Consider the following 9,440-nt stretch of genomic DNA (forward strand, 5'->3'; position numbering starts at 1 on the left):
GAGATGACTGACATGACTGACACCGAGCCGAAGCCGACCGTGGTGCTGGTGCACGGCGCGTTCGCGGACGCCTCCAGCTGGAACGGCGTCATCAAGAACCTGAAGCGGCAGGGCTATCCGGTCATCGCGCCCGCCAACCCGCTGCGCGGCCTCGGCAGCGACGCCGACTATGTCGCCGGTGTGCTGAAGACGGTCGAGGGCCCGATCGTGCTCGCCGGCCACTCCTACGGCGGCAGCGTGATCAGCGGGGCGGCGGCCGGAAACCCGAACGTCAAGGCGCTGGTGTACGTGGCGGCGTTCATACCCGACAAGGGAGAGAGCGCGCTGGAGCTGTCGGGCAGGTTCCCCGGCTCGACGCTGGGTGGGGCCACGGTTCCGGCCGAGTACCCCTTGCCCGGTGGCGGCTCCGGCGTCGAACTCACCATCCAGCAGGACAAGTTCCACCAGCAGTTCGCGGCGGACGTCACCCGGCAGACCGCCGAGCTGATGGCCGTGACACAGCGGCCGGTCGCGGTCGCGGCGCTGGAGGAGGGAGCGACCTCGACGGCGTGGCGGACGATTCCGTCGTACGCGCTGATCACGACGGGCGACAAGAACATTCCGGCGGAGGCGCTGCGGTTCATGGCGCAGCGGGCGGGTGCGAAGTCGGTCGAGTCGGACGCGTCGCACGCGGTGACGGTGTCCCGGCCGGAGCAGGTGGCCGACCTCATCACGACGGCGGCACGGCTGACGGCGGGCTGAGGAGTGGGTCTCCCTTCCAAGTAGAGGAGCGGTCCCGCCTGGAGTCCAGGCGGGACCGCTCCGTACAGCGCCGTGCGTCGTTACTCTGCCTTCTCCCCCGTGCTCTTCAAGTCCTGCAACCAGGCGACCAGCGACTGGTCCAGGGCTGCCAGCAGCCCGTCCGGATCGGCGTCGACCGGCGGACCCGCCCAGGATTCCTCGGTGACGACCAGGGTCTCTCCGTCACCGCACCGTTCGAAGGTCCAGTGGTGGACTCCGTCGATGCCGGCGGCCGGGCCGCCCCAGGCGATGTGCTTGTACGGCTCCAGGGCCGCCACCGTGGACGTGATGTCGAGGCCGTGAGTGAGCCAGCGGAAGGACGCGCCGACCTTCAACTCGCCGTCGAGCACGGCCATGTCGATGCCGCTGTTCCAGGTGGGCCAGGCGGCGATGTCGGTGTGCAGCCGCCAGACCGTCTCTACGGGGGCGGCGATCCTGATTTCGTGACGGGTGGTCATCATGCTGCACTCTCCTGGGTGTTGATGCTTCCGTTGCTGATGCCGGTGTCGGTGTCGGTCTCGGACTCGGACTCGGTGTCGGTGTCGGTGTCGGGGATCCAGGAGCCGTGGATGCCGGCCGGCACCCGGCGCGGCAGCTCGACCGTCGCCACGGGCCGCGCGCTCGGCGCGGACGCGTCGAGGATCAGCAGCTGCGAGGCGTCATGGTCCAGATCGCTGATCACGGTGAGCAGATAACCGTCGTCCTCGCGGGTGCCGCCCTCGGCCGGTACGAACACGGCCTCGCCGGGCATCCGGCCACGGCCCATCGGCACCAACTCCCGTGTCCCGGTGCTGTGGTCGTGCTTGGCGATGGCGTACTCACTCAGACCCGGGCCCGGGAAGGCCACCGAGTAGCTGAAGCGGTTCGGCAGCCCGGTCAGGTCCTCGTTGATGGTCGGGAACTCGGTCACCAGGTCGTCGACGGCCTCCTCGCTCGCGGCGCCGGTCGCCGGGTCCAGGATCCAGCGGTGGCCGGTCGCGCCGACCATCGGCTGCGGCGCGTAGCCGGGCGCGCCGATCCACCACTTCCAGGTCTGCTCCCAGGCGCCGCGGTCGTAGCGCGGTCCGGTCAGCACGATCCTGCCGCGCTCGTCCTCGTACGCGTTGGAGACGTGCAGCAACGCGCCCGGCTCGACGTCGAACCACTGCACCTTTGCGGGCCCGGTGCGCGGCATCACGCCGATCCGCGGGGCGTATGAGTCGCTCCAGCGGTACGGGATGCCGGACTGCTCGGCCGGGTTGAAGACCACCGGCAGGTCCAGCCAGATGACATGGCGTGCCGTGATGCCGAAGTCGTGCATCAGCGACGGTCCCGCGCCGTCGACGACCTCCGAGCGCACGATGTCGCCCTTGGCGTCGGCGACGTAGTACGTCAGGTGGGGCGGGAAGGGCCCGTAGCCGAAGAAGTGCAGCTCACCGGTGACCGGGTCGGTCTTGGGGTGGGCGGTCATCGCGGTCTTCAGCCTGCCGCCGAAGTCGAAGGCGCCGACGGTGTCGAGCTCGGGGGACATCTCGTACGGCAGGTTCACCTCCTGGAGCGCCAGGATGCGGCCCGCGTGCTCGATGACATGGGTGGCGGCGTCGCTGGCCCTGAGGTTCGGTATGCCGTCGGCGCCCATGTACGGGACACCCTCCAGCGCCGGGGTGTGCACCCAGCGGTTGCGGTACCACTCGGCACGCCCGCCCTGCAGCCGCAGCCCGTGGATCATGCCGCTGCCCTTGAACCAGTGGCTCGGGGTGTGGCCCGGCTTGGGGTTGTGTCCGTTACGGAAGTAACGGCCGCTCAGCTCGGGCGGGATGGTGCCGGTGACGGTCAGCTCGTGTGCGGTGATCTCGTCGACGACGGGCGTGTAGTGCCCGGAGACATAGGGCTTGGCGGTCATGACTGGTTCCTCCTGGCGAAGGTGAAGGTGAAGGTGGAGGTCAGGGCGGTGCAGGTGGTGAGCGCGGCGAGGACCGCCGCGGTGACGAAGGCTGAGCTGTGGCCGGCCGCGGTCGGGGCGACGGCCGTCATCAGGGCGAGGCCGAGTGCCCCGCCGAGCTGACGGGTGGTGTTGATCAGCCCGCCGGCGAGACCGGAGTCGGCGGGCCGTACGCCTTCGGTGGACAGTGCGGTGAGCCGTACGAAGGCGGCTCCCAGGCCCGCGCCGATCAGGAGCGAGGGGCCGAGCAGATGGACGACGAACGATGCGTCGTCGGGAGCGAGGGCCAGCCATGCCAGCCCGAAGGTGAGTACGGCGAGGGCGGCGGGCGTCCCGGCGCGGGCGGGCAGCCGGGGTGCGAGCACGGATCCGGCGACGACGCTCAGCGCGAGCGGGAGTTGGGTGAGGCCCGCGGCCAACGGCCCGTATCCGAGGATCTGTTGCTGATAGAGCGGCAGGAAGTAGAACAGGCCGACCCAGACCGCGCCGAGCAGCGTCATCGCGATGTTGGCGACGGCGACCTTGCCGGTACGCAGCAGCCGCGGCGGCACGAGGGGGGTCTTCGCTCTGCTTTGCCGCAGAGCGAAGACTCCGAGGAGCAGGAGGCCCGCTGCGCCCGCCACGAGGTTCTTGGCGGTGAGCGCGTAGACGAGGGCGGTGAGCCCGGTGGTCGAGGTGACCGCGCCGAGGATGTCGACCCCGCCGCCGGCCGGTCTGTCGGCCGGGACGAGGAGGAGCGTCGCGACGAGGGACACCGCCGTGACCGGCACGGACACGAGGAACACCGCGGGCCAGCCGTACAACTCGGTGAGCACCCCACTGAGCAGCACCCCGGCCGCCCCGCCCGCACCGGAGACCGCGCCCCACACGCCGAGCGCCCTTCCGCGGCCGGGGCCCGGCGGGAAGACGGTCAGCACGAGAGCGAGCGCGGCGGGCGCGAGGAGAGCGGCTCCCGCGCCCTGGACGGCGCGGGCCGCGATGAGGACGGGCGCCGACGGCGCGAGACCGGAGGCGAGCGAGGCGACCGCGAAGACGACCATGCCCGCGGTGAACACCCGCCGCCGGCCGAGCAGATCGGCGAGCCGTCCGCCGAGCAGCAGCAGGGCGCCGAAAGCGAGGACGTAGGCGTTGACGACCCAGGACAGCTGGGCGGGTGACATGGCGAGCCCGTCCGCGAGGGCCGGGAGCGCGACGTTCACGATCGAGGTGCTGAGCACGACGAGGAATTGCGCGGTGGCGAGAGCGGCGAGAGCGGGGCCCTGTCGTACACCCGGTGGCCGTTCCGTCATCGTTGCCATCTCTCCTCCTCAAGAAAGAGTGGTCGATCACTCACTGTCTACCTCAAAAGAAGGGCCGCGGTTCGCGGCGACGTCTTTCTCGTGCGCTTCAGAGCTTGTTTCAGAACTGACTTCCGAACTGAGTTCAGAACTGAGTTCAGGGCTGGCTTCAGGGCTGGCTTCAGCGCTGAAGTCAGAAGTGCCGGATGCCTGCGAGCAGGGTCCTGGTCCAGGGTGCGTCCACTTCCGTCGCGCCGATCGATACCGCCACATTGCACAGAAAGCCACGGGCGAAGAACTCCTGAACGAGCTCGTCCTGCGCACCCGATGCGGACCGTACGTACTCGACGAGCCGTGCGTACATGGTCTGCACCGCCGCCCGGATCGCCGGCTCGCTCGCAGCGCAATTCGCATGCATCAGCATCCTGAGCAGGTCGTCCCGGTCCGCGATGAGATGCGCGTACGCAACGGCCATCGCATCGAGCACGGCGGCCGGCTCGGCACTGGCCACCTGGACGACGGACTCGGCGAACCGCTCCCGGATCTGCCGCCCGGCGTCCTCGACGACGGCTACGAACAGCGCTTCCTTGTCGGGGAAGAGCCGGTACAGATACGACTGCGAGATCCCGGCACCTTTGGCGACCTCGGTGGTGGAGGTGCCGTAGTAGCCCCGCGCCGAGAAAACCCGGGCCGCGGTGGCCAGGACCTCGCCGCGGCGGGCGTCGGCGGTGGAGAGCTGTCGCGTCTTGGCTGTACTCATGTGAGTAATAGACCACTCACACCTGTGGAGTGTCAACCCCGGACCTCCGTCGGCTCCCGATCAGCCTGAGACATGCCCATGGGGCGACGGTCGCCGGGACGAGGGCGGCGGCAGTCGGCGCAGCCGCCCTCGCACCCGGCGCGCCATCCACGTTCCGCAGGCGTGGAAGAGCCCCTCATGTCACAGAGAGGGCCTCGGCGTGCACGCCTTTGATCATCCATGCGCCGACTCCTGATCACCCCGGCAGTGCCCCATGCCCGTCCGCTACGCTGTCCCAGGTACCTCTCCCTCCCACGTAGGTGGAGGGCCGGGACTACACGTCCGCCTCCGTAGCTCAGGGGATAGAGCACCGCTCTCCTAAAGCGGGTGTCGCAGGTTCGAATCCTGCCGGGGGCACCAGGTCAAAGGCCGAGCACCTACCAATTTTGGTAGGTGCTCGGCCTTTGACGGCACTGGTTGACGGCAGTCGCGTCTCAGGCGGCCGGCAGACGGCGCTTGAGCAGGCGATCCATGTGGCTGATGGCCTCTCGCTGAGTGTCATGCACGACGTGCGTGTACACGTCCATCGTGATGCTGATCTGGCTGTGCCCCAGGATCTCCATGATGACCCGTGGCGCGACGCCAGCCGCCGTCAGCAGCGTGGCGCAACCGTGCCGCGCGTCGTGCAGCCGGACCACCCGCAGCTCCGCGTCAGCCGCAACCCGCGTGAACGACCGGTAGACGTTCCGGGGCTCCACCGGCCGACCATTTCGCGTGGCGAAGACGTAGCCGGACTCGGACCAGGCGACGCCCGTGCGCGCGAACGTCTCCCGCTGCCGCAGCCGGTGCCATCGCAGCGGTGCAATGCACAGCGCGGGCATCGGCACCACGCGGATGCGGCGGCTCTTTGGATCGTCGTCGTACAGCGTTCCCCTGCGGCGCTGCGTCTGTTGACGGACGTGCACGACGCGGTTGTCCAGGTCCACATCCGACCACCGCAGGCCCCCCAGCTCGCCGCGCCGCAACCCCATCGCCACGGCCAGAACAAACGCCGCGTACAGCGGATCGCTGCGCGCGGCTTCAAGGAAGGCCAGCGTCTCCTCCAGCGACCGGGGACGGATCTCCCGCTGTTTGACGCGCGGCGGCTCCACCAGCGACGCCACGTTCCGTGTGATCAATTCCTCGCGCACGGCAGCCGTGAGGGCCGTGCGCAGCACCCGGTGCGCCTCCTTCGCGGTTGCGGCTGTCTGGGCGTTCTGCACTCGGGTGATGAAGCGGCGCACGTCCGCCACGCTCAGCGACTCCAGATGCCTTGTGCCCAGCAGGGGCAGGAGATAGAGCCGCACCTGCACTTCGTACTTGTCGTAGGTGCTGAGCTTGCGGCGCGGTTCGACGTAGTGCGTCAGCCAGTACGGAAGCCACTCGGAGAGTTTGGCGGAGCGAGTGGGGGTCGGAATGCCTTGTCGGTCGCGGAGCACCAGCTCCTGACGCTTGGTGTCGCACTCCTCCCACGTGGTGCCGTACACGGTCTTGCGCTTGCGGGTGCCGTCGGGCTGAGGGACGTAGACGCGCGCTTCGAAGCGGGGCCATTTCGTGCAACGCACCGAGAACATGCTGAGGCTGTTCGCGGTGTTGTCGGCCACCGCCAAGCACGGCATTCGCTTGAGCGCGCCGAGCCGATCGCTCAGCGCGCCTTTCGGACTGGACGGAGGAGGAGTTGCTGCCGCTGTGCAGCCAGCCGACGAGCGGCTGGCTGCACAGCTCGGTAATGGGCAGCCGAGTGATTCCTCGGCGACCTACGGACCAATGGCGCGGCAGACCGGTCTGTACCGTCCAGTCACCATTCCACGGCCGCGAGGGCAGTTGCCCAGCATCTGGTCTTGGCTCAGGCTCCCACTACCAAGGCCAGTAGCCCCAGCCCACCAGCCCGAACAGGAGGGATACACCCGCCGCGATCACCGGCGAGACGTACACGGCCAAGACGGTGCGCCCGCCGATCTGAACGTGCACGCCCTCACGCGGCACGACCGAGTGCGCTCCGGCCGGAACGTACGGGATCAGACCGTTGGCAGCCGGATTCCCGGGGGATGACTCCCCACTGGAAGGTGTGCCATGGTAGGCGGTCACGAGATGTCCCTTCTTCGAAGCGCAGCCACCGGCTCCCCGGCCTAGGAACCTGAAGACGGCGGCGCGCGACACTCGAGTCCCCCCGGATCCGGGGGGACGCAAAAAGGGCCCCACCATTGGCATGGTGGGGCCCTCATTGCTGCGATGACGCTATCGGAGGTGGTGGGCAAGAGCAAGTTCGGCTTCCGCGTATGTCGATCCGTCACATCTCCGCGCTGAACGGCCGGTTGGCCCCAGCAAGGATCATCTGGGGAACCCCTGAACCGTCGCATCGTTCGTGATCAACCTCGGCCCTGGAGCAGAAACGACATCAGCGCGCCGGCCACGTCGGGGCCGAAGCCGTGGCTACGCGCCTCGGGGATGAGAAGAACGTCGATGCCGTTGCGAGCAGTTCTACTCCCGGACCGACCTCGTCGATGGCCGCTGTGCCGAGCACGGCAGCGAGCCTCGGGTCGTCGCCGAGCAGAACTGGTTCTTCCGCTTGTCCCGCTATGCCCACATCCTGCATGAGCTGATCTCCAGCGGAACCCTGCGGATCGAACCGGCTGCCCGTCGCAACGAAGTCCTCAGCCTCATTGCCGGCGGACTGCACGACTTCTGAATCTCCCGCTCCCACACCCGGGCCCGCGGCTGCGGAATCCCCGTCCCGGACGATGCCAGTCAGGTCGTCTACGTCTGGTGGGCCGCGCGGAAACTACGTCACCAGCCTCGGTTACGGCACCAACGATGAGACCTACGATCGCTGGTGGGTGCAGAGCGAGCGCCGCACCCACCTGGTCGGCAAAGGGGTGGTTCGCTTCCACGCCGTCTACTGGCCGGCCATGCTGCTTTCGGCAGGACTGCCTCTGCCCACCGACATCCTGGTTCACGACTACCTCACCGTCGACGGACGCAAGATCAGCAAGTCCAGCGGCACCACGGTCGACCCGGAGGATCTCGTCGCCGAGTTCGGCACTGATGCGGTGCGCTGGCGGCTCCTCCGGGAAGTCCCCCGGGTCGGTGACGCCGACTTCACACGCGGGCGGCTCATCGCTGTGCCAACGCCGACCTGGCAGGCGGCCTGGGCAACCTCGTCAACCGGGTCGTGACCATGGTCCACCGTTACCGGCACGGCACCGTGCCCGTTGCCGGCGCCAGCACGCCGGACACCGAACAGTTGGCCGCGACCTGCCGCAGCGTCTCGGCTCATGTTGATGCGGCACTGTCCGAATTCGACCTCCGCCGAGCCGCCGCTGCGGTGTGGAAGATCGTGGAGGAAGCGAACCGCTGCATCGACTACACCCGTCCCTGGGAACTGGCCAAGGCGGAGCAGGGCGGGGACCTGCAGGCCAGGGAACATATCGATGCAGCCCTGGCTGCGCTTGTTCGGGCATGCCGCACGCTGGCAGACCACTTGCAACCGTTCATCCCGGATGCCACTTCCCGCGTCGCAAATCAGTGCGCGGCGGTCAAGGGGATCCTTCCCCCGGCGAATTCGTTGTTTCCCCGGATCAGCGAGGACCCGCTGCAGGAGCCGACACCTGGGGCAACCCAGGTCAGCGGGAAGCGGATGCGTGTCAGCGCCAGCCGACGCGCATCCGCCGCCGTGAAGTAGCAGGCCTATAGGGCTGACTGCCTTGGGTCAGGGATCATGGAAAGTAGGCGCAGGCCCCAGGAGTAGTTTGTCCGACGTGCCCAGCGGCTATGCGCTCCAGTTGTCGCTCGGGCCGTTGGACTCCCTCGTCGACTCCATGCGGCTGGCCCGCGCCCACAAGTACGCCCTCATTCTCAAGATGGTGCAACGCCTGCACGAGGCCGGCCGCGGGGAGGGCTGGCCGCTTGGTCAGCACTTCCCCGCTCGGCTCATGGTCGGCCCGCACATGCCCACCGACAGGACCGCAATCCTCGACGATGCCGTGAAGGCGTTGGTGCAGGCGTGCTGTCGCTGGAGACCGGAGTCTGGATGCAGGAAGCGGGATACCCCATCCCCGAGGTACAGGAAGAGGTGCATCGGGTCCTGGCCAGGGTCAGTGACGCGCAGCTTCCGGAAGTTCGGCCGTAGCGCGCTTGCGGCGACGGAGAAGTGTCAGGGCTGCTACCGCCGCGAGGGTCATCCACGCCTTGCCGAGGATCTGTCCCGGCAGGTACTCGAAGGAGTCGAACGCGAGCTTGAGGAACAGCAAGCTGTCCGAGAGCAAGCCGACCGCATTTGAGGCGAGCATCGCGATCAGCAGGCCACGTTCCCGCAGAGGCTCATAGACGGCGAAGTCCATGCTCTCGGCGACCGCGAAGGCCGCTGCTGACGCCATCGCGAGCGCGGGGTCGGCAAGGAAGTACGACAAGACGGTGCCGATGGCCATTGCCGCGAGGACCGCCCTGCGGCCAACTGCCTCCCGCGCAAGGTCACGGAGGACGAGGGCGAGTCCGACCATGTAGACCCCGGCTGGGGCCGCGTAGCCGAAGCCCACTGGGACGGCTCCGAAGTGTGTGACAGCAAGGTTGGCTGCGGGGATGGTGGCGACGTAGGCGACGAGCGTCGCGATACCGGCAGGAGCGGGGACGTTCACGGTCTTCTCTCTGTCTGGTGAAGCAGGAGTTGCGCCAGGTCCCATCCGTG

The 9,440-nt window shown here is 68.4% G+C and carries 10 protein-coding genes, 1 tRNA gene and 1 pseudogene; 5 read left to right on the top strand and 7 right to left on the bottom strand.

All coding sequences use genetic code 11. The features are described 5' to 3' along the window. Positions 1-3: 3 nt before the first annotated feature. Positions 4-741, top strand: a complete 738-nt coding sequence (locus tag ACH4YL_RS21435) for an alpha/beta fold hydrolase (RefSeq protein WP_398508976.1) — start codon at positions 4-6, stop codon at positions 739-741. Positions 742-821: 80 nt separating this feature from the next. On the opposite strand, the gene ACH4YL_RS21440 is transcribed toward ACH4YL_RS21435, so the two are convergent. From ACH4YL_RS21440 to ACH4YL_RS21455, 4 genes are all read right to left on the bottom strand, one after another. After that, positions 822-1,241: an SRPBCC family protein gene (locus tag ACH4YL_RS21440; RefSeq protein WP_398508977.1), complete on the bottom strand. Its 420-nt coding sequence runs from the start codon at positions 1,239-1,241 to the stop codon at positions 822-824. Continuing rightward, positions 1,238-2,662 (bottom strand): carotenoid oxygenase family protein, encoded by a 1,425-nt coding sequence (locus ACH4YL_RS21445; RefSeq protein WP_398508978.1) that lies wholly within the window; start codon positions 2,660-2,662, stop codon positions 1,238-1,240. Before ACH4YL_RS21445 ends, ACH4YL_RS21440 begins: the two co-directional genes overlap by 4 nt. Then, entirely contained in the window at positions 2,659-3,999 is a 1,341-nt protein-coding gene (locus ACH4YL_RS21450; protein ID WP_398508979.1) for an MFS transporter, read from the bottom strand. Before ACH4YL_RS21450 ends, ACH4YL_RS21445 begins: the two co-directional genes overlap by 4 nt. 172 nt (positions 4,000-4,171) lie before the next feature. Then, positions 4,172-4,738 (bottom strand): TetR/AcrR family transcriptional regulator, encoded by a 567-nt coding sequence (locus tag ACH4YL_RS21455; protein ID WP_398508980.1) that lies wholly within the window; start codon positions 4,736-4,738, stop codon positions 4,172-4,174. A 323-nt stretch (positions 4,739-5,061) separates the two neighbouring features. Between ACH4YL_RS21455 and ACH4YL_RS21460 the strand changes: the two genes are divergently transcribed. Next, a tRNA-Arg gene (locus tag ACH4YL_RS21460) sits at positions 5,062-5,137 on the top strand. 74 nt (positions 5,138-5,211) lie between these two features. Here ACH4YL_RS21460 and ACH4YL_RS21465 read toward each other — a convergent pair. Both ACH4YL_RS21465 and ACH4YL_RS21470 read right to left on the bottom strand, forming a co-directional pair. After that, entirely contained in the window at positions 5,212-6,330 is a 1,119-nt protein-coding gene (locus tag ACH4YL_RS21465; RefSeq protein ID WP_398509099.1) for a tyrosine-type recombinase/integrase, read from the bottom strand. Between the two features lie 283 nt (positions 6,331-6,613). Continuing rightward, complete coding sequence (locus tag ACH4YL_RS21470) at positions 6,614-6,844, bottom strand: hypothetical protein (protein WP_398508981.1); 231 nt, start codon at positions 6,842-6,844, stop codon at positions 6,614-6,616. Positions 6,845-7,283: 439 nt separating this feature from the next. On the opposite strand from ACH4YL_RS21470, the pseudogene ACH4YL_RS21475 reads away from it, so the two are divergent. The 3 genes and pseudogenes from ACH4YL_RS21475 to ACH4YL_RS21485 all read left to right on the top strand — a co-directional run. After that, positions 7,284-7,445, top strand: a pseudogene (locus ACH4YL_RS21475) (methionine--tRNA ligase); the annotation flags it as partial. A 148-nt stretch (positions 7,446-7,593) separates the two neighbouring features. After that, positions 7,594-7,932 carry a class I tRNA ligase family protein gene (locus tag ACH4YL_RS21480; protein ID WP_398508982.1) on the top strand — a complete coding sequence of 113 codons (339 nt, stop codon included), beginning with the start codon at positions 7,594-7,596 and terminating at the stop codon, positions 7,930-7,932. 2 nt (positions 7,933-7,934) lie between these two features. Beyond that, on the top strand, positions 7,935-8,438 hold the full coding sequence (locus ACH4YL_RS21485) for a hypothetical protein (protein WP_398509100.1): 504 nt from the start codon (positions 7,935-7,937) through the stop codon (positions 8,436-8,438). A gap of 412 nt (positions 8,439-8,850) precedes the next feature. Here the strand turns inward: ACH4YL_RS21485 and ACH4YL_RS21490 are convergent, their stop codons facing one another. After that, positions 8,851-9,390: a VUT family protein gene (locus ACH4YL_RS21490; RefSeq protein WP_398508983.1), complete on the bottom strand. Its 540-nt coding sequence runs from the start codon at positions 9,388-9,390 to the stop codon at positions 8,851-8,853. Positions 9,391-9,440: the final 50 nt, after the last annotated feature.

The organism is Streptomyces sp. NPDC020681 (genome assembly GCF_044334895.1).
Taxonomy (GTDB): Bacteria; Actinomycetota; Actinomycetes; order Streptomycetales; family Streptomycetaceae; genus Streptomyces.